Source organism: Paenibacillus sp. ISL-20, from assembly GCF_018613005.1.
GTDB lineage: Bacteria > Bacillota > Bacilli > Paenibacillales > Paenibacillaceae > Paenibacillus_AQ.
Window position 1 is genome coordinate 4,820 of record NZ_JAGGRD010000064.1, and the last position, 19,045, is coordinate 23,864.

At 50.0% G+C, this 19,045-nt stretch carries 20 protein-coding genes; 3 read left to right on the plus strand and 17 right to left on the minus strand.

Features of this window, described 5'->3' with window-relative positions; genetic code table 11:
- Nucleotides 1-386 precede the first annotated feature (386 nt).
- Nucleotides 387-1,418: a ribonucleotide-diphosphate reductase subunit beta gene (locus J7E85_RS29185; RefSeq protein WP_127595566.1), complete on the plus strand. Its 1,032-nt coding sequence runs from the start codon at nt 387-389 to the stop codon at nt 1,416-1,418.
- 202 nt (nt 1,419-1,620) lie between these two features.
- Here the strand turns inward: J7E85_RS29185 and J7E85_RS29190 are convergent, their stop codons facing one another.
- From J7E85_RS29190 to J7E85_RS34355, 15 genes are all read right to left on the minus strand, one after another.
- A complete protein-coding gene (locus J7E85_RS29190; RefSeq protein WP_215163621.1) occupies nt 1,621-3,012 on the minus strand; it encodes an MDR family MFS transporter in 1,392 nt (463 codons plus the stop codon).
- Nucleotides 3,013-3,229: 217 nt separating this feature from the next.
- The gene (locus J7E85_RS29195; RefSeq protein WP_215163437.1) at nt 3,230-3,700 is read right to left on the minus strand and encodes a DinB family protein; all 471 of its coding nucleotides are present in this window, start codon (nt 3,698-3,700) and stop codon (nt 3,230-3,232) included.
- 142 nt (nt 3,701-3,842) lie between these two features.
- On the minus strand, nt 3,843-4,478 hold the full coding sequence (locus tag J7E85_RS29200) for a ThuA domain-containing protein (protein ID WP_251036132.1): 636 nt from the start codon (nt 4,476-4,478) through the stop codon (nt 3,843-3,845).
- A gap of 240 nt (nt 4,479-4,718) precedes the next feature.
- Nucleotides 4,719-5,120 carry an Rrf2 family transcriptional regulator gene (locus tag J7E85_RS29210; RefSeq protein WP_053490127.1) on the minus strand — a complete coding sequence of 134 codons (402 nt, stop codon included), beginning with the start codon at nt 5,118-5,120 and terminating at the stop codon, nt 4,719-4,721.
- A gap of 339 nt (nt 5,121-5,459) precedes the next feature.
- A complete protein-coding gene (locus J7E85_RS29215; RefSeq protein WP_215163439.1) occupies nt 5,460-6,068 on the minus strand; it encodes a TetR/AcrR family transcriptional regulator in 609 nt (202 codons plus the stop codon).
- 17 nt (nt 6,069-6,085) lie between these two features.
- On the minus strand, nt 6,086-6,937 hold the full coding sequence (locus J7E85_RS29220; protein WP_215163440.1) for a CPBP family intramembrane glutamic endopeptidase: 852 nt from the start codon (nt 6,935-6,937) through the stop codon (nt 6,086-6,088).
- A gap of 152 nt (nt 6,938-7,089) precedes the next feature.
- Nucleotides 7,090-8,031 carry a GNAT family N-acetyltransferase gene (locus J7E85_RS29225; protein ID WP_215163441.1) on the minus strand — a complete coding sequence of 314 codons (942 nt, stop codon included), beginning with the start codon at nt 8,029-8,031 and terminating at the stop codon, nt 7,090-7,092.
- A 132-nt stretch (nt 8,032-8,163) separates the two neighbouring features.
- Entirely contained in the window at nt 8,164-8,298 is a 135-nt protein-coding gene (locus tag J7E85_RS34690) for a hypothetical protein (RefSeq protein ID WP_285228857.1), read from the minus strand.
- Nucleotides 8,299-8,463: 165 nt separating this feature from the next.
- Nucleotides 8,464-9,261, minus strand: coding sequence for a DUF817 domain-containing protein (locus J7E85_RS29230; RefSeq protein WP_215163442.1), 798 nt, complete (start codon nt 9,259-9,261; stop codon nt 8,464-8,466).
- Between the two features lie 308 nt (nt 9,262-9,569).
- Nucleotides 9,570-10,988, minus strand: coding sequence for an MDR family MFS transporter (locus tag J7E85_RS29235; protein WP_215163443.1), 1,419 nt, complete (start codon nt 10,986-10,988; stop codon nt 9,570-9,572).
- An 82-nt stretch (nt 10,989-11,070) separates the two neighbouring features.
- A complete protein-coding gene (locus tag J7E85_RS29240; RefSeq protein ID WP_237566273.1) occupies nt 11,071-11,496 on the minus strand; it encodes a MarR family winged helix-turn-helix transcriptional regulator in 426 nt (141 codons plus the stop codon).
- A gap of 324 nt (nt 11,497-11,820) precedes the next feature.
- Nucleotides 11,821-12,591, minus strand: coding sequence for an AAA family ATPase (locus tag J7E85_RS29245; protein ID WP_251036133.1), 771 nt, complete (start codon nt 12,589-12,591; stop codon nt 11,821-11,823).
- Nucleotides 12,592-12,884: 293 nt separating this feature from the next.
- The gene (locus J7E85_RS29250) at nt 12,885-13,475 is read right to left on the minus strand and encodes a P-loop nucleotide/nucleoside kinase family protein (RefSeq protein ID WP_215163445.1); all 591 of its coding nucleotides are present in this window, start codon (nt 13,473-13,475) and stop codon (nt 12,885-12,887) included.
- A gap of 62 nt (nt 13,476-13,537) precedes the next feature.
- Nucleotides 13,538-14,083 (minus strand): NADPH-dependent FMN reductase, encoded by a 546-nt coding sequence (gene ssuE / locus J7E85_RS29255; RefSeq protein WP_215163447.1) that lies wholly within the window; start codon nt 14,081-14,083, stop codon nt 13,538-13,540.
- Between the two features lie 294 nt (nt 14,084-14,377).
- Nucleotides 14,378-14,680: a hypothetical protein gene (locus J7E85_RS34355; RefSeq protein WP_251036134.1), complete on the minus strand. Its 303-nt coding sequence runs from the start codon at nt 14,678-14,680 to the stop codon at nt 14,378-14,380.
- Nucleotides 14,681-14,842: 162 nt separating this feature from the next.
- Here J7E85_RS34355 and J7E85_RS29265 point away from each other — a divergent pair, with 162 nt between their 5' ends.
- Nucleotides 14,843-15,751, plus strand: a complete 909-nt coding sequence (locus tag J7E85_RS29265) for an SDR family oxidoreductase (protein WP_215163448.1) — start codon at nt 14,843-14,845, stop codon at nt 15,749-15,751.
- 56 nt (nt 15,752-15,807) lie between these two features.
- Nucleotides 15,808-16,263, plus strand: a complete 456-nt coding sequence (locus tag J7E85_RS29270; RefSeq protein WP_215163450.1) for a hypothetical protein — start codon at nt 15,808-15,810, stop codon at nt 16,261-16,263.
- Nucleotides 16,264-16,330: 67 nt separating this feature from the next.
- On the opposite strand, the gene J7E85_RS29275 is transcribed toward J7E85_RS29270, so the two are convergent.
- Both J7E85_RS29275 and J7E85_RS29280 read right to left on the minus strand, forming a co-directional pair.
- Complete coding sequence (locus J7E85_RS29275; RefSeq protein WP_215163451.1) at nt 16,331-18,079, minus strand: NAD(P)H-hydrate dehydratase; 1,749 nt, start codon at nt 18,077-18,079, stop codon at nt 16,331-16,333.
- Nucleotides 18,080-18,145: 66 nt separating this feature from the next.
- Nucleotides 18,146-18,778: an NAD(P)-dependent oxidoreductase gene (locus tag J7E85_RS29280; protein WP_215163453.1), complete on the minus strand. Its 633-nt coding sequence runs from the start codon at nt 18,776-18,778 to the stop codon at nt 18,146-18,148.
- Nucleotides 18,779-19,045 lie beyond the last annotated feature (267 nt).

Sequence of the window (19,045 nt, forward strand, 5' to 3'; positions counted from 1 at the left end):
TTACTTCGTGCGATTTGTTGTTGAGTTACATCTTGCTAGGAGCGCTTTCCCTTCGGGAATCGCTGGAAGTTTGGTTCACTACAAGCATCGAACGGCTGCATGCGGGTGTTCCCGCTGAGCAGGAGTGAATATGCTTTCTAATAGAAGACTACAAGGGTAAGGGTATCCAATCGGAAGAGTTTACGTCCGCCTTTGGGAGCCCTTTGCAACCTTAAAAATACATTCAAGCAAAGGGCGGACCACAGCGGCTGGAGATGGATACCCGTCCCGGTGCAGATTCCCTTCCCGGTGCAGATACCCGTCCCGTGAATATGCTGGGAGTTGTCCCTGTCCCTCAGCTTCGCCTCTGCGCGCCCTACTATGATATACAAGGAGAGAAAATCGGCATGCAAATGCAAAAGATATTTAATACCGAAGCACCCAACCGCTCCACTCGCGTCATTGAAGGTGAATGCTCCGGGATCTTGAACTGGAACGACATTCGGATGCCTCATATGTATAAGCTGTACAAAGTCCTGCTGCTGAACCACTGGATCGCGGACGAGATTCCGATGTCCAAGGATGCGCAGCAGTTCCCGCGCCTGGACCCTGAAGAGCAGCGCACCTTCAAGATCAACATCTCCCTGCTCGCTGTTCTGGATTCCATGCAGACGATGTTTGTCAGCGACGTGAAGCGTTACTTCACCGATTCGTCGCTCGAAGCGATCTCGGCCATCATCGGTCAGCAAGAGGTGGTTCACAACCAATCCTATTCCTACGTGCTTTCCTCCATCGTATCGGATCAAGAGCAGAAGGAAATCTTCGAATACTGGAAGCATGACCCGGTTCTCCTGGAGCGCAATCAGTTCATTTCGGATATCTATCAGAACTTCCGTGACAATCCGTCGCCGCAATCCTTCTTCGAAGCGATGGTGGCCGACCTGATCCTGGAAGGCATCTTCTTCTATAGCACGTTTGCCTTCTTCTACAACCTGGCTCGGGACCAGAAGATGATGGCAACCAGCCAGATGATCTCCTATATTCAGCGTGACGAGAACCAGCACTGCTACTTCTTCGCCGAAGTGTTCAAGCAGTTGCTCAAGGATTTCCCTGAGCTGAACTCCAAAGAGAACATCGACTACCTGTACCGCACCATTGACCGTGCTGTCGAGCTCGAAACCAACTGGGCCCACTACACGCTCAGCAATGTGCGCGGCATCGATCTGAACGAATTGGGCGATTACATCAAGTACATCGCGAACCGTCGCATCACCATGATGGGTCTGGAAAAAGCTTACGAAGGTGTGGACGTTAACTGCATGCCATGGATCAAGCCTTTCTCCGATGAAGCCCTTAACGCGACAAAGACCGACTTCTTCGAAGCTAAATCCCGTAACTACGGCAAAGTTGGCGACGACAACGGTTTTGACGATCTATAAGATCCTCTCCATATACAAAAACCTCCGTGATCCCTTAAGGGATCACGGAGGTTTTTTATATCATATGATCGGCTACAATACAATGTAATACAATACTATGTCATCATAGAATTTATGAAGGTGACATTTCGTACGTGACCGGTTCCGTGCCGCTGAAACTGCTGGCCGCGCTGGTTGATTTTCAAATTTCAAACATTGAGGATTATTTCTGCTCCGCTATGTGAACACGCTTCATGAAAAGAGAAAAGACGAAACCTACAATCGCAACAACAACAGCAATATCAAAAACATGTTGTATACCTTCTGTCAAAGCAAGCGCGGCGTTAGCAGGGTCCGCCTGGTCTGCCGTTTGCTTCAGAAAGCTGCTCATGCCCATAGACATGATACTTACCGCAACCGCTATGCCGATCGCACCCGCCACCTGCTGGACCGTATTCATAATTGCGCTACCGTGCGGGTAAAGTGAAGGAGGCAATTGGTTCAGTCCATTCGCCTGCGAAGGCATCCAGACCATAGAGATCCCGATCATCAAAAAGGTGTGAAGCACAATGATTTGGGTTATTGTCGTCGTTGTCGTAATTCCTGAGAGAAACCAGAGAACGACGGATATCAAGGCCATACCAGCGGGAACAACCCATCTCGGCCCAAATTTATCGAATATTCTGCCCATAATCGGTTGCGTGATCGCGTTCACAACCCCCCCGGTCAACAAAACAAGTCCGGCCGAAAAAGCGTTAAGTCCGAGACCTCTGATCAAGTACAAGGGCAACATAATCATGGCTGCCATCATCACCATTACGGCAATCATAAGCATAACAGTGCCAACCGTAAACATAGGCTGTTTGAATGCCCTCAAATCCATCATCGGCTGCTTCATTCGCAATTGCCGTACCGCAAATATCAAAATCGACAATATGCCGACAATCATCGGGATCACGACCTTGGGCGCTCCAAGTCCTCCTTCCCCTTCCCCTGCACTGCTAAAAGCAAATACAATTCCGCCGAAGCCAAGCGTGGATAAGATAAGCGAATAGATATCTATTTTCGGCTTGGTAATCGTCGTTATATTTTGCATATATCGCATTCCAAACAGAAGAGAAAACGCCAAAACGGGAAGAGTCAATCCGAAAATCCAGTTCCAGCTAAGCTGCTCGATCAACAGACCGGAAAGGGTAGGTCCGACAGCAGGAGCAACCACAAGGACAAGCCCGATCAGCCCGTAGGTCGTCCCCCTCCTCTCAGGTGGAACAATGACCAGCACTGTATGAAACATCAGCGGCAGGATGAGCGCTACGCCCGCAGCTTGAATGACCCGTGCAATCATGAGCAACTCAAATCCCGGTGAGACGGTCGCCACCGCTGTGCCGAGTAAAGCCAATAGGAGCGAAGCCGTGAACAATTGTCTGGTTGAAAACCATTGGAGAAACAACCCGGATATCGGAACCAATATGCCGAGGGTCAGTAAGTAACCTGTTGTCAGCCATTGGGCCGTTGCGGCGGTGATATGAAACTGGTTGATTAAATCGCTGAGCACTACGTTTAAAGCCGTCTCGTTAAACATCCCAATAAATCCGCTTAATAGTAAGGAAATCATGATTGGAATAACTTTATATTTTTGCACCGCATTATGCTGTGCTTCTGACGTCACTGCTTGAATATTCTCCACTCTCCCAGCAATAATTTATTATTATAGACTTTAAAGGCATCTGTTGTCTTTAATTAGTTTAAAAAAGAACACCACCTTTTAAATCGGGCATCTTTAAAGTAATATTTTCCTGATTTCGTTTGCCGAAAGTATCTCCATGAAATCACTAAGGTTTAACGAGGTTCATTTTCGGCGGGATATACCCGAGTTGCCTGCCTATTTTTACAATTTGTCCTCTATGATGAAATTCGTGGGTGATGGTGTGTGTAAAAAGCCATAATTCAGTTAACTCTGCGCTGCTACTCTGCCAGGATGCTGGAATGGTAGGATCCCATTTGTTTTTAAATTCATTCAGAAATTCATGAACCAGGGTATCCGTTTTCTTAAAAACTTCACGCATTTCCTGTACATTGTCAACGAATTCTGGTTTTATTTTGGGAAGTGATTGACCAAGGGCACGGCTCCCCAACCATACCCTATAACAATCGGCTACATGAGCATGCAGACTGCGAATAGAAACTCCGCCTAAGGTTTCAACTTCTTTAACATAATCTGTGGGGGACATAGTTTCGCAATAACTAAATAATGATTCCCTTGTGCGTTGGATCAATTCATACTGGCTTTCGAATACATCCATCTTCTCGCTCCCCTTTTGATAATAAGACACGTATGGGTTAAATTGTGGATTTCGCCACCTAGTTAATCGCCATGCGTGGCGCACTAAAAAATTCCGCCTTTAATAGCGGTGCACGTTTTCATAAAATTAGTGTGTCGAATCTCTACTCTACGCTCTCCCGGGCAGCCCACATTCCGCTATTCCGAATCAGCTTACGCACGGATTCTACCTGGAAAGATGGAAGATGATGCCCCGGCATCAGATATACCACGCGGCCAGAGCCATATGTATGTGCCCACGCAGCAGGCCACCGCTGGCCATCATGCACATATTCGGCAAGTATAACCGCCGATTCATGCGGACTTAGCTCAAACCGAAACGGTTCTTCATCTATCGTAAAATCGCTTAAGTTCTCTACAATAGGGTGACTCCCTTGATTATATCGAACTGGCAGTGACGTATATTCCGGATGTCCCGTAACCCTGCCGCCGATTAACTTTTCCAGCTCTTTGCTTTGCTGCAGCGAAATACCATTGTGGATAACTAGCAGCCCTCCGCCGTTTCTCACATAGGATATGAGCGCTTGCACCTGATCTTCGGGTATCTCCAGATCCGAAAAATCCGCGTACGATATGAACAGATCATAGCCCTCCAGCTTATCCTTCTGAAGCACGGCGTAATCATCCGTACATTCAACGTCCATATGTTCAAATATGGTTTGTAATTCGTGATCAATATGCGTAAAAGGATGATATTTCGCTCCCTCGTATTGTCCAAGCGCAATTGCTTTCATATTCATGGTCTCCTCTCCTTCCCGTTTGCCAGGGTCACTCTTGTCCTTCATGCTGTTCGCCAAGGTATGCCTTTGGGTCCATCACAAGTTTCATGATGCGATCGGCAGACACATCCGGCGGCACGGCCGCTTCTTGATCCAAATCGCGGCTCATGTAGGACTGCAGCCACCCCGGTTAGTTATAAATCGGATATTATAGATTTTAAAGACACTTATTGTCGCTAATTGACTTAAAAAAAAGAAGTGTTATATGACTATATTATGTTCCCGCACAAGATCCGACATTTTCTGATTTCTCAACTGTTCTTCCATCTTCTCTTCTGCCGATAACACCACCTTTTGAATCGGGCATCCTGGTCCATGATCGAAACTGCAATCGAACAAGGAAGCCGAACCTTCAATCGCATGAATAATATCTAGGAACGAAATATTTTCCCAATTTCGTTTGAGTCGATAGCCGCCATTCACCCCCGTTATCGATTCAATCATGCCCGCCTTCACCAACTTGGTCAGTATTTTGGACAAATAGGTTGGAGACACACTTTGTCGCTCCGCCAACTGCTGTACACCTATTGGTTTTTGGGGCGTCGCCGCAGTAAGAAAGAGCATCGTATGGAGGGCATAATCGGTAGCCTTGGAGTACTTCATTCAACATCACCTCAATTAAGGACTTTACAGATATATAATAACTATTATGTTTCATTACGTCAAGCATAAGACATGCGCTTTTCTTGGAATCTCACGAAGTTTCATCAGGAGAAAAAGGAGCGGGCAATTAAAGGAGCGGTTTAGAAACAGCCACGTCATTGAAGACACCACTCTGGATGAATTCGCCAGGCAGAGCCGAAGGCTGCTAAAAAAGCTGTACCCGGATCGATGGGGGAAGTGCCTAGTAGATCGCCTGGGTAAAGAAAGCCTACGATGCACATCTATCGACCATCGATTGTCCGAGCAATGAATATTTTTCAGCAAGTGTGTTCTCTTTTTTCAGTTGGGATCATCAATCGATATTCCCTTTAAAAGCAGCTTGATTGCATTGACATGCAGGGCTGCATATTCATCCCCGCTTAATTTTGGCATCGTTAGGCAGAGCTGCGTTGCTCCAGCTAATGTGGACATCACACCAAAACTCAACGTTTCGATATCTTCATTAATAAAAACGCCTTGCTCGATCCCTTTTTGCAGCACTTGTCTAATCGCACGATAGGCTGCTTCTGTGATCTCTCTCAATGTAGCCAATGCTTCGGATTCGCTTGAAAGTGTTTTAGCATACTCTTCGAGTGCTTGGATTAAGGGACTTTCACAATCTCTTCCGAATAAATCAGCCATTTCAAGCAACTGTTCGCTGGGAGACGTGGATTGCTCGGCCGAACGAAGCCACTTTTGTGACATTTGTTCGGTATGCTGGGTAAGCAATTGGAGAAAGAGTACCTCTTTATTTTTAAAATGATGATACAAATTGCCCTTACTCATCTGTGTCGATACACATAAATCGTCCATTGTAGCTCGATCATAACCTTTTTCAATAAATAATAACTTGGCATGGTTCAATATAATCGTTTTTGCTTCTTCTGCTGGCAAGCGCCTTCTGGTCATAAGCTCCTCCCGGAACCTTATGAACGGTTCCTTTTATGCTTGAAAAATTGAAAAGCACCATATGAGATAACAATAGCAAAAACCATAGAAAATGCAAACGGCATATCTAGCGTGTGGCGGTATACAATATTTTGCAGCCCCATGTTTTCCAGCGTCGATGATCCATATCCCCAAATGGATGTATTAAAAATGTTCGTGGCAAAATGGATCCCGATGGGAGCAGCCAGACCATTGGTGTGGTAGGCAACGATTCCTAGAAAGAATGCCCCCAGCAGGTAATACAACGGTCCAAAAATCCCGTAGTTTAGCATTTCGGGGTTAAAACCATGGATCAGGGCAAAGGTTAAGGAAGTGACGAAGACGGACCAGAATACACCGCCTCTTAATGATCTAAACATACGGTACATATAACCTCTGAACAAAATCTCTTCCGCAGCACTTTGAACTAAAATCAAAGGAGCGGTAACAATGAGTACACCTAGCCACGGAAGCGGATCAAAATGAAGCGTAAAAGCTTGAGGATGAACGACGATATCGACAAGCAAATACAAGATAAGCGCCATAAAATACCACAAGAAATAAATCGCAAACTTTCGGAAATCGGGCCTTTTACCTTCAAACAAAAATGTTCTAAAACGAATTTTGAAGAAATATTTGGTGACAAGGAAGATGCCGAGAATAAGGAATAAAAAAGACAAATAAAGCGTGATTAAACTAGGTAATCCTGAGCGAGTAGCGGGAATCAAAGCATTAACAAGATTTAACCATAATAAAGTGCCGCCTTGCCAAATAATAAAAATAACGATGAACCCTGCTACAGATTTGAAGCTGAATGGTATCGGCGGTTGAAGGCCATATTTTTTTTCCATGACATGCACTCATCTCTCATTGTAATTACCGACTAAATAGTCGGTAATTACAATATACATATCCAATATATGTCTGTCAACAATGAACAAAGATTTTGACGCTTGTCGAATAAACCAAGGAGCTGAAGATTCGATCTATCCTCCTGGTCGTTTTACCCCTTCGCTGCCCATACCTCGATCTCTACCTGAATGGACGGCATCGCCAGTGCCGGTACGTAGGCCATCGTCATGGCTGGCGCCTTCCCCCCGTGGAATTTCTCCCATACCTGGTGGAAGTGATCCCAGTCGACCTCCTGAGCCGCCCAAATGTTAATTTTGACGATATGATCCGCCGACATCGCTTCCGCAGCCAATAACCTCTCAATGTTCGCCAAGGTATTCTCCACCTGCTGCTTCATATCTTCTGGCAAGTTCCCCTCCCTGTCGGTTCCCACCTGACCGGAGAAGACCAACATCTCAGCCCCTCTCGGAACCTTGGTTACATGGGTATAAGGCCCGATCGGCGGGGCAATGACAGGCGGATTGTACCGCTGAATTGGAGACGGCTGTTTCTCATCGGCTTCATTCAAAATAGCCAGCGTCTGATGGTCTTCCCATGTCCCGTTGATTTTCACGTTTTTCCGGGCAATGCCTTCTTTATGGAATCCAGCTTTCAAAAGCACTTGGATCGAGCCCAGGTTGTGCGGCATCACGCCGGCCTCAATCCGGTGAAGCTTCAATTCCTGAAAGGCAAACTTCACTACCAATTGAACCGCTTCGGTCATATAACCCTTTCCGTTATGGTTTTGGTCCAGAAAATAACCGATCCAGCAGCCCTGCAGATTCCCCCGCACCACTTCGGTCAGCATAATCTCGCCGATAATATCTCCGGAGTCCCGCAGTCCAATCACATAAACATACCCTTGATCTGCCTTACTGGCTTCCAGGGCCTTTCGGATCTGCTCAAGTTGTCCCTGATGGGTGTAGAAACTCTCTTCCCTTAAGCCCGTGAACCTCTGAAAAAAGTCCCGGTTATCCTTCTCAAGCTTCAGCAGTGCCTCTACATCCGACTCCTCTACCGACTTGACATAAACCTGTTTCCCTTGCATGAACATAGTATCCTCTCCTCTGTTTGAAGCATTAGAAACACAAAAAAAACACCACAGCGCACCTGTGGTGTACATGCCGATCTATGCAACCACAAGCAAGCGACCTGTGGTGTTCAATTCCACTGTATCCTCATCCGGTTACCGAATGGAAGGATCCTTGATCGCTGAATATCCGATTTTGGACACACTTCTCCCATGATCGGACGGATCAAAGAAAACAGCGGTGGAGTATCCCATGCCTTTTGCCAAAGACGCCAATGATCTTTTTTTCATGTGAATACTCCTCCCTTCTGCTTCGCGCGGTTCATCTGTTCCAAACATCTATGTTCATAAAAAATCTCTCGCCTTACAGCTCGAGTCGCAACGTTAGTCTTCCATACCTTAATTAGCCATAGGATACATGATTTCGCATGAATGGTCAAATCCGCTAAACTGGATTCACATGACCGTTCCCTTCGGATTGTCTTTGGCAGGTCCTCTGCCCTGTTTCAGATGCTTCAGCTGAGCCACAATAATGACACTGATCACCACCAGCAGAAACCACGAGCTGATTTTGCCGATATGCACAAGGCTCCATGTCCGCTCCTGACCCGGATAGGTCCAGGCCCCAAGAAACGTAGAAATATTCTCAGCGATCCAGATGAAAAAGCCAATCAGCAGAAACGACAGCACCAGCGGCATCCGCAGGGTTTTTCCGTCCACATCAAAATACACCATGGTTCTGCCAAAAACCACGAACAACAATGCCATGAGAAGCCAGCGTGCATCCCACACGTAGTGATGGGTAAAGAAGTTGGCATAGATCGCTGCGCTGATCAGCACGGTCAGCACAGGCAGCGGCCAGCCGGTGATGCGCAAATTCATTCGGCGCCATGCCTGGCATATATAACTGGCTACGCTGGCGTACATAAAGCCGCTGTACAGCGGGACGCCGCCGATTTTGCTCCAGCCCTCCTCCGGGTAAGACCATGAGCCCATATGCACTTTATACAGCTCCAGCATCAAACCGATGATGTGAAAGACACAGATGACCTTCAGCTCATCCCATGTCTCCAGCTTGCTCACCAACATCCCGATTTGTGCCAGTACACATATGAGAAGGATGAGATCATACCGCGCCAAACCGGGAATTTCAATCACCTTGGTCAGTCCCAGCGCGCCGAAGATAATCACTGGAAATATGCAGGACAAGGCCTGCTGATAACCGAAAATCCACAGCTTCCGTATAAATTCCATAAGCTCCTCCTACCACCTGCACATTCGTATACTTCACCCTACCACAGACCGCGAATTCAATAAAAGAACAGCGTTGTCATAATTCGTCCAATCCATTGACGGGTGATAGCAAAAAAGAGAGCAGCCCTTCAGCTGCCCTCTCATCGGATAACGTCCTATTTGACTATAACTTGAGGTTGTGCATGACGCCAATGATGCAGTTCAACCAACCCCGTTCAATCGCTTGATACCTTTCGAGTTACCCAGTCTTGCGCTAAGCTTCAACAGCCCGAAGGATCATCTTCTCAACATGGCCGATGAACGCTGGGTCAGAGCGCGACAGGGTGAACCGATTTTTTCTTTTTGACCCGTAACAAAAATGTAAGAGGTATGGCAATAACAGCCACCATCGTTCCGATCATAAACACATCATCAATACCCATTGTTGTTGCGGCACGCTGGGTCGAAGCCCCCGCGCCCATGTAATAGGATGTTCTGGATACCACCAATGCGCTGAATATGCCGATCGATAACGAAGCAAGCCCTTGACGTGCCCAGTTCGTGATGGACGATGCGTGACCTGAATATTCGCTGGACACCGCGCTCATCGCTGCGTTCGTTAACGGCATATTGCATAAAGCAATGCCGAGGCAGCGAACCAGCTGCAGCAAGGAAATATACAGAACCGAGGTATGGGTGCCGATTCCGCTGAAAGCGAGCGTGGCTGCCACAATGATGAGAACTCCCGTGATCACCAGCCGGAATGGACCGATCCGATCATAAAATTTACCGATAAGCGGCGACGCTGCTGCCATGACAATCGCGCCCGGCAGCATGATCAGGCCGGTATCCATCGGGGACAGCTTCAGCACGGTCTGCAAATAGAGCGGCACCAGCAAGGTTCCCGTATACAGGGATATCGTCACGATGCAGTTCAGAATCAAGCTGTACCGGAAACGGGGGAATTTGAATACTTTAAGCTGCAATAACGGGGATGAAATCCGCAGCTCCCACTTAATAAAGAACAGCAGCAGTAAGACTCCGGAGATGAGCAGGGACAGGGTCTTCCAGGATCCCCAACCCCAGTCGTTACCATGGCTGAAGGAGAGGAGCAAAAGAGAACTGCCCGCCACCACCGTCAAGAATCCGAGGAAATCGAACTTTTTCTTCCCAGTCAGTCGGTAAAATGGAATGAATTTGCTTACGATGACAATCGAGATCAGACCGATCGGAACATTTAGAATGAAAATCGATTTCCAGCCAAAATATTGCACCAGCCATCCGCCAAGTGTCGGCCCAATCACCGGTGCCAGCATGGAGGCCAGGCTCCATAGCCCCATGGCATAGGCTTGCCGTTCCCGAGGGAATACCTGGTAGATGATGGTCATCGTAATCGGGATAATCATCCCGCCGAACACACCTTGCGTAATCCGGAACGCAATCAAGGTCTCAATATTCCAGGCCACGACGCATAATATCGACGAGAGCGTAAAACCCATCAATGCCAGGACAAACAGCCTCTTATAACTGAGCTGGTCCCCCATGTAGCCTACGATGGGAGCCACAATTCCCGTTGCCAGCAGGTACCCGGCCATCAGCCATTGGGTGGTGCTCAGCGTGGCATCGAACTGCTCCATCACAACCGGAAAGGCCACGTTGATGGTGGTGATGCTGAGCACCGCCAGAAAATTACCGAAAAAAATAGCGCTCATAATAAGCCAAAATGAAGATTTATCTTGTGTATTCACATGAAGCCTCCTAAAAAAAATAACCCCGCCCGGATCTGGTTAACAGAGCTGGAGGCGGGATTCGAAGAGTACAGTCCTAGGGTTATGGAAATAATTTTTTGCCAAGCAATCGCAGTAAAATGTACAGGTTATCCGCCTCATCCTCATCCAACTGCTTGAAGGATTCCATGACGGCATAATCCCCCTCGCTGCGCGCATCGAGCACAAGCTGCCGGCCTTCTGCCGTAAGATTGACATAATGGCTTCGTCCATCACTGGGATTGGGCGTTCGAACCACCAATCCCCGCTGTCCCAGAGCGTCCACCAAATACGTGATCGTTGCAGCCTTAAGTTCCATATGCTCAGCCAACCGGTTGGGAAGCAGCGGACCCTGCTGCTCGATCAAACTTAAGATCTTATATTGATTCATCGTTAAATCGTTCTTTCTCAAGTGATTCAAAAAAGATACGACGCGATGCCTCGTCATTTTATCCGATAACTCACGGTACATATCCATGAGTCTCTCCACGCTTGCTTCTCTTCCGTTCTCCAGAGCATTTCACCTCGATTTTATTTTAGTTCAATGATTCTAACTTGTAAACACCATTTTCATGTTTTCATTTCCGTATCTCCCTTTTAATGCATGATTTATTACTAAACTACTTAGATCATTCGAAGTTCATTGCAGGGATCTGAGCCGCCATAATCTCTATAGAAGACACCCTTCCAGAAAAACTCCCCCATGGTATGCCCTTCATAACGATTCGCCTAGTCTAAATCCCCTCTGTTATACAAAAAAGGGCCCCGGTAAGGCCAACTAACGCCTTCGGAACCCTTCACACTTGATATATGGCTATTCTTCATCGTCTGCAAACAATTCATGAAGCATCGCTTCCCGGCGATTCACAAATTCCTTCGTAATCATATAATGATCCGTTTCCTCCAAGCTCGACTCTTCCACCCCTTCGGAAGTCAGCTTATAGATAACGGAATCCGGATAGGCCATAACAATCGGCGAATGCGTGGAAATAATAAACTGCGAATCTTCCTGGACCAGGTCATGGATGCGTCTGAGCAGCGCCATTTGGCGAAATGGGGACAACGCCGCTTCCGGCTCGTCCATAATATACAGGCCATTCCCCCAAAACCGGTTCAAAAAAGTGGCAAAAAACGATTCTCCATGCGATTGCTGGTGAAGCGATTTGCCGCCGTAGGAATCTTTGATGGGAGGACGGCCGAGGCACTCTTCAGCATCCAACTGGTCGATATTCGTCGCGACGTTATAATAGCTCTCTGCCCGAAAGAAAAACCCGTCACGCGGTTTGCGTACGCCTCGAACGGTTCGTATATATTCATGAAGCTTGGAATGCGTCTCCTCGGTTGAGAACGAGAAGTTCATCGTCCCTCCTTCCGGATTAAACCCGAGGGCCGTGGCGATCGCCTCCAGCAGCGTGGATTTGCCCATACCATTCTCGCCCACGATATAAGTGACCTTCGGATGAAAATGGAGTCCGTCCAAAGCCGCAACAGCCGGCAAATTAAAAGGATATTCATGAAATGACGGGACACGATCCCTCATTAACACAACGCTTCGCAGATAGGCAAGCATAGCAGCGTTATCCAAGCGCTTTCCCTCCTTGATTGTGAAGCCTATAATTACTAGTCTACTATATAACATTCCAGCAATGGTTCCAATTCAGATCCATCGCTCGATATCGATATTTCCAAGCATAAGCATGGGAACTTTTCCTGAAGAATGGACACGAGCAGCACCTCTTTTTTTGCCATAACAGCAAGGCATTCCTTAGAGCTGTTGATGCCTCGTCGATATTCAAAAAAATGCGCCATCACAGGGCTCACCGGCACCTGGGATGACGCACTTTTTTATATTACATCGAATGCTGTTGTTCCGATATGCTATTCGCTTACGATAAATTGATAGAGCTCCTCGACCTTCTCTTCCGTCAGATCGCCGCTGTTATCGAATACCTTAATGGACGTCTGCGGAATGTCCCAGTTCACTTCCGGAACGAAATCGACGCGCTTCTTGAAGTCGTCCCAATGATCCAGCTTCCACTGATCCCGCTCGGTCTGTCTGTCAACGATCCGTTCCTTCTGCAAATCCATGTCTTTGAGCGCGACCACAATGACCTTCACGTCAACGTCGCTCTTCGTTAACCCTGCCGATGCGATGACTTCTTCAATCCATTCGCGGCTCTTGAGCTCCGCGGTAAACGGAGAAATCATAAAGACATTTTGTCCGGCACCCAGGTTCTCGATGCAAATGTCCTTGGTCGTATCATATTCCAGATCGCGCAGGTTCTCTTTATAGAAGGAAGAGTCGCGATCGTTCGGATCCAGTCCGTTACTTTCCAGGAACTTCTCAACAAAGCGTCCCCCCACCGTATCACGGTCGAGAAAGGCGGCCGGTATACGGACTGCAAGCTTCTTGGCTACAGTTGTCTTGCCTGTACCGGCCACGCCGACAAAAAACACTAGCTTTTGCAAATGGTATCCCCCCATATGATCTCTATCGCTTTCATATCCCCTGCCGCTCACTCATGCCATCCTTAAACACGTTCTGTCCGGTAACGGGTTTCCTCAATCAATTCCTCCATGGCAGAGGTCAAGCGTTCCTGAAGCACTTCTGCTACATCAAATCCGCCGTCCTCAGTACGTGCCACTTGGGCATCCACCGCGTACACACCGCCTAGAATATGACGGGCTCCGATCGAAGAAAGCACGGGCTTAAGCGAATAATCAATCGCCAGCAGATGCGCGAGACTGCCGCCGATGAACATCGGAAGCACGATTTTGCCGGCCAATCCTTTTTGCGGAATCAGGTCTAAAAATGTTTTCAGAACGCCCGTATACGAAGCTTTATAAACCGGACTTGCCACAATCACGGCATCCGCCTCGGCCACAAGCCCGTTCGCTTTGACAATATGCTCACTCTCAAACTTGGTATGAATCAAATCCTCAGGCGGCAGCCCGGCCACGTCGATCCGGCTCACCTCGAAATTCGCAGCAGTCAATGCCTGCTCCGCATACTCCATAATCGCATTCAATCGGGATCCGGCTGTGGGACTCCCGTTAATAATAACAGCTTTCGCCATAATCATTCACCTCGGCTTATCTTATAGTGTCGCCATCTCATCCATTCATAAGATCGCTATGTAAGATCCTCTCGACTTAGAGTCAGACGGCCTTAGCCAACATCTTTTAGAAAAGGAGGACTTTACAAAGAACCACAAAGTCCTTCCATAAGCAGTCACTCTTAAATCCGACGTTTACCAACATAAATCAGAGCAAACTTGTCAGAATTAATATCATCGTATCAATGTGTCCGCGCTTTTGTCAATGCAGCAGCACCGTTGAACCTTGGCATTTCGCAAATCACTACGCTCATTTCATAAAGCGGATATCAGATCGCCTTCCCTGTTGAATACTTTGCGGCCTTTGACATTATGCCTCGCATATCCTCCCCAAACTTCCGGGGTAATGTGATGATCCCGTTCATATACTTCATAGCGATGCAGCGGAACGGCGCTGGAGCGCCATTCCGCGATCAATTCCTCCCCTGACACGGATACCATTTCCAATAACGCCGATACGTAAAATACCGCTTGCCTGCCCACAGGCGGAATTTTGAACGCTTGACGGGTTTCATCAGGTGACCGACCTCCTTTGCCCACTTGGATCGAATTGGACATATTTCACCACAATAGCCCGAAAGGCATCGTAATAAATCTGTAACCCGAGCTTTTACGCACGACCTTTCACCTATTCTGTTCACAAACGGCACCCCGGACTGGGCGAATGCATAGAGATAAAGCATCGACGTTCAACGATAACAACCTAAAAGGAGGAATGAAATGAAGCCCCAACAGCCCATTCCCTACGTTGGCTCCAAAACCGAATGCAAGGAACAGCCCATCGCTTTCCCTCCCCAGCATCAAAATTGCCAGCCGGGCCTCGAGAGTCTAATGTCTCCGCGTCCGATCAGCGAAGATCCCGCGTACCGGGGCAGCGGTAAACTGGATGGCAAAATCGCCATTGTGACCGGGGGGGACAGCGGTATCGGCAAAGCGGCCGCCATTGCCTTCGCCAAGGAAGGGGCCGACCTGGTCATCCCATACTTATATGAGACTTCGGATGCGGAGGTGACGAAACAACGGATTGAATCGTTCGGCAGACGATGCATCTTAATGAAGATTGATCTGCGGTACAAAAAAAACTGCGAAGCCGTAGTTAACGAAACGATAGCCTGCTTCGGCAAGCTGGATGTTCTCGTGAACAACCATGGCGTCCAGTATGTGCAGCGCAGCATCTTGGACATCACGGAAGAACAGCTCCATCACACCTATCAAACGAATATCTTTCCCTTCTTCTTCATGATCCAGGCCGCGCTGCCCCACATGAAATCCGGGGCGTCGATCATCAACACGGCCTCCATCACCGCCTATGACGGTTTAAAGGAGCTCATCGACTATTCCTCAACCAAAGGCGCCATTGTTTCCCTTACCCGATCCCTGGCCCTTTCGCTGGTCGATCAAGGCATCCGCGTCAATTCCGTTGCTCCCGGCTCAGTCTGGACGCCGCTCATCCCATCCAGCTTCTCCGCTGAAGAGGTCGCCGTATTCGGAACGAATTCACCGATGAAGCGGGCTGCACAGCCCTATGAGCTGGCACCCGCCTATGTTTACCTGGCGTCATCCATCTGCTCCTCTTTTGTCACGGGTCAGGCTATTCACGTCAACGGAGGGCAGATGGTAACCAGCTAGCATGGATGACGCAAGCATCCGAGGATTCTATGAATAACGAGCAGAGGATGTGTACAATGAACACCGGAATTCCCAAACGGTCTGCCCGGATGGACATGGGGTTTTATGCATTAAACAAGCTCGCCAGTGCCGGCATCGTTGTGCTGCTGCTGAGCCTGCTTGATTGGGTGTGGCCTTCCAGCGCTGATCAAGCTTCGGAATGGTTAGGCCTCTATATGCCGCAAGAGCACTGGGTATACGGTTACGCGCTGACCGCGTCTCTTGCAGCGGATGCCATTCTCTCGTTCCTGCCTTCCCTGCATAAGGGTAAACAAGCCGCCGTGTACGGAGCGGTCGGTTTTCTGTTCTTCGCCTTATTCACAGGCGGGAATCCGGAGCAGCTCTGGCTGCGCGCAGCAGCGGGAGCCTTGACACTGCTGCTCTTCTTGTGGGGGAAGCGTACGTTCTCCAGCAATTCTCTGGCCACCCCGTTCTTTGCCTTGGCCGTTCCCCTCTTATGCTGGGTGATCTGATTCAAGTGCCCATAGCTTCCTTCCATGCAAAAAGGGCCCTCCGAGGGCCCTTCCCTTGCTCTTCGCTTCAAAGTGCTGCGATGACATCCCCGGCGATGACCGAGGCGGGATGTCCCCGGTGCCGCGCGGCCCGCTCGCCGGCACGGCCATGCAGCCACACGCCAAGCGCGGCTGCAGACGGACCGGCATATCCTTGCGCCAGCAGGCTGGCAATGATGCCGGTCAGCACGTCCCCGGCACCTCCGGTCGCCATGCCGGAGGTGCCGGTTGGGTTGATGTAGGCTTGTCCGTCCGGCGAAGCCACGACGGTATGCGCCCCCTTGAGCACGAGGGTAACCCCGTGCTCGGTCGCGAACCCTGCGGCGGCACCGATCCGGTCCCGCTGCAGCTCGGCGGTGGGGATATCCAGCATCCGGGACATCTCCCCCGGATGCGGGGTCAGCACGGTTGCCGCACCGCGCTGCTTCCAGGTGCCGAAATCACCGGCTGCGGACAGCATATTCAGCGCATCGGCATCCACTACCAGCGGCCCTTCCCATTCTTCCCACAAACGGCGGAGCCACCTGGCATCTCTGTCAAAGCGGCCAAGCCCCGGACCTACGGCCAGCACATCACGGGTTTTGGCGAGTTCCAGCACCTGTTCCGCAGAGGCCTCATTCCAGTAGCCACCGCTCTCTTCGCCTGTGGCGGGTGCGAGCATCACCTCGGGTGCGGCTCCGTTCAGCGGCAGCACCAGGCTTGCAGGGAGCGCCCAGGTCACCAGGCCGCAGCCCGCGCGAAGCGCTGCCCGGGAAGCGAGCAGACCTGCGCCGCTCATCGTGCGGCTGCCCCCTACGGTCAGGACGTGACCGTAGGTGCCCTTGTGTCCGTCCGGCGAGCGGTAGCGGGACACGTCCGCATCCAGCTCGGTCCGAAGGACGTGCGGGGTGAGCAGATACGTGCCGACGCCCTGCTCCCGGCACAGCGATGCCGGGATGCCGATGGAGCGGACCACCACCCGGCCTGCCGCTTCGGCGCCGGGGTACTGCACCAGGCCTCGCTTCAAAAAGGCGAGGCATACCGTCACCGCGGCCGAGATGCACGGCTCGTGCCGCGCGCCGGAATCGGCGTCCAGTCCGCTCGGAATATCCGCGGACACAATTGGCAGGCCGCTGTCATTGGCGGCCTGGATCAGCGCGGCGTAAGCGCCGCGGGGCGCGCCGGTCGCGCCCGTGCCGAGCAGCGCGTCCACGATGCCGGTGTACGCGCCGTAGTCCACGGCTCCACGGCCGTGGACCAGAGCCGGGATGCCGAGCGCTGCCGCGGCATCCCGCTGCACCGCCGCCTCGCCGGCAAGCGCGGACGGCTCGGTGGCGTAGAGCAGCGTGACGCGTATGCCGGCGTCACGCAAATGCCGGGCGGCGACCACCCCGTCGCCGCCGTTATTACCTTTGCCCACCAGAATGAGCCAGTGCTGCTGGGCCGTGAGCGCGGTAGGCAATCGAGCCTCTCCGTCGATGACAGGCGACGGGCGGCTCATCGCCAGAGCCAAGTCATTCCCGGCGGTAGGAGCCTCCGCCGCTGCCAAGTGCTCCGATAAAGAGAGCCGCTCTTCTTGCCCCCCATCATCCCGTATGAATGACGGAGACTTTCCTGCGGTCACAGCACCTGCAGTGTAAAGGGAACAGCTCACTCTATCACGCTCTAGGCACAGCTTCAGAACTTCCTCGGCAATCGCTTTACCCGCATTCTCCATTAGCGCAATCGCCGGAATACCGATTCGAAGAATCGTATGGTTGTCGAGTGCCCTCATCTGTTCAGACGTTACAACATACATCCAAGCTCTCCCCTTTGCTTCGATATATCCTACACAAACGTTCTGTCGACTCAGGATGTCCCTCTATTAATAAGCAACGGTAAACCGGGACTGAATAAACTGCGGATCATCCAGCTCATCGATCACGGCTACCGCGAAATCTTCAACCGAAATTCGGCTGCTTCCGCTCTCGTCGGTCACCAGGCGATCCATGCCGATTCGGAACTGTCCGGTGCGTTTCCCCGGCTCGATGATCGCCGCCGGACTGACATACGTCCATTCCAGATCGCTTTCCTTATACAGATCGTAAGCATCCGCATGCGCGCGGGCAAGGGGCCGGATCTCCTCCGGAAATTCGGGGGTATCCATAAGCGGTACGCCGCTGTCAGCGATCAAGCTGCCAGCGCCGCCAACGATCAACAGACGGGTTACGCCGCCGCGTCTCGTTCCCTCTACAATCGTGCGTGCGGCTGCAACGAGTTCCTCTTCCTGGCCGAACTTCGGACCAAAAGCGCTAATGACAGCATCATGCCCTTGAATCGCCTTTTCTAATGATGAAGGATCCATTACATCCGCTTTGACTTTCTTTAATCGTTCATGCTCTGAATCCAATCGATCCGGATTACGCAATACCGCCGTGACTTCGTGCCCCCGGCGCAGCGCTTCCTCCGTAATTCGTCTCCCGATCGTTCCGCTTGCACCAATTAATGCTACCTTCATGTTCATCGCTCCTTCGCTTAGAAATTATACTATATCACCCCTGGTGATGAATGGCTCTTTACTGAATCTTAAGTAGTATTATAAACACCTAGTGCCGTCTATAGCCGTTCCGGGCTGTCGCACCTCCTATTTACTTATCCCCATACAGACCTCTTCAAACTCCACTCGTTCATTTTTCCTCAAAACAATAGATCTTTAGACCTATGTATCACAATATTATTTTCACCGATAGAATACATAGATGCATTTTTACGAATGTATATATCT

Excerpts from the sequence above, each read along its gene's own strand:
- J7E85_RS29185 (WP_127595566.1), top strand. The coding sequence starts at position 387 with ATGCAAATGCAAAAGATATTTAATACCGAAGCACCCAACCGCTCCACT.
- J7E85_RS29190 (WP_215163621.1), bottom strand. The coding sequence starts at position 3,012 with ATGATTTCCTTACTATTAAGCGGATTTATTGGGATGTTTAACGAGACG.
- J7E85_RS29195 (WP_215163437.1), bottom strand. The coding sequence starts at position 3,700 with ATGGATGTATTCGAAAGCCAGTATGAATTGATCCAACGCACAAGGGAA.
- J7E85_RS29200 (WP_251036132.1), bottom strand. The coding sequence starts at position 4,478 with ATGAATATGAAAGCAATTGCGCTTGGACAATACGAGGGAGCGAAATAT.
- J7E85_RS29210 (WP_053490127.1), bottom strand. The coding sequence starts at position 5,120 with ATGAAGTACTCCAAGGCTACCGATTATGCCCTCCATACGATGCTCTTT.
- J7E85_RS29215 (WP_215163439.1), bottom strand. The coding sequence starts at position 6,068 with ATGACCAGAAGGCGCTTGCCAGCAGAAGAAGCAAAAACGATTATATTG.
- J7E85_RS29220 (WP_215163440.1), bottom strand. The coding sequence starts at position 6,937 with ATGGAAAAAAAATATGGCCTTCAACCGCCGATACCATTCAGCTTCAAA.
- J7E85_RS29225 (WP_215163441.1), bottom strand. The coding sequence starts at position 8,031 with ATGTTCATGCAAGGGAAACAGGTTTATGTCAAGTCGGTAGAGGAGTCG.
- J7E85_RS34690 (WP_285228857.1), bottom strand. The coding sequence starts at position 8,298 with ATGAAAAAAAGATCATTGGCGTCTTTGGCAAAAGGCATGGGATACTCC.
- J7E85_RS29230 (WP_215163442.1), bottom strand. The coding sequence starts at position 9,261 with ATGGAATTTATACGGAAGCTGTGGATTTTCGGTTATCAGCAGGCCTTG.
- ssuE (WP_215163447.1), bottom strand. The coding sequence starts at position 14,083 with ATGGCGAAAGCTGTTATTATTAACGGGAGTCCCACAGCCGGATCCCGA.
- J7E85_RS34355 (WP_251036134.1), bottom strand. The coding sequence starts at position 14,680 with ATGTCCAATTCGATCCAAGTGGGCAAAGGAGGTCGGTCACCTGATGAA.
- J7E85_RS29265 (WP_215163448.1), top strand. The coding sequence starts at position 14,843 with ATGAAGCCCCAACAGCCCATTCCCTACGTTGGCTCCAAAACCGAATGC.
- J7E85_RS29270 (WP_215163450.1), top strand. The coding sequence starts at position 15,808 with ATGAACACCGGAATTCCCAAACGGTCTGCCCGGATGGACATGGGGTTT.
- J7E85_RS29275 (WP_215163451.1), bottom strand. The coding sequence starts at position 18,079 with ATGTATGTTGTAACGTCTGAACAGATGAGGGCACTCGACAACCATACG.
- J7E85_RS29280 (WP_215163453.1), bottom strand. The coding sequence starts at position 18,778 with ATGAAGGTAGCATTAATTGGTGCAAGCGGAACGATCGGGAGACGAATT.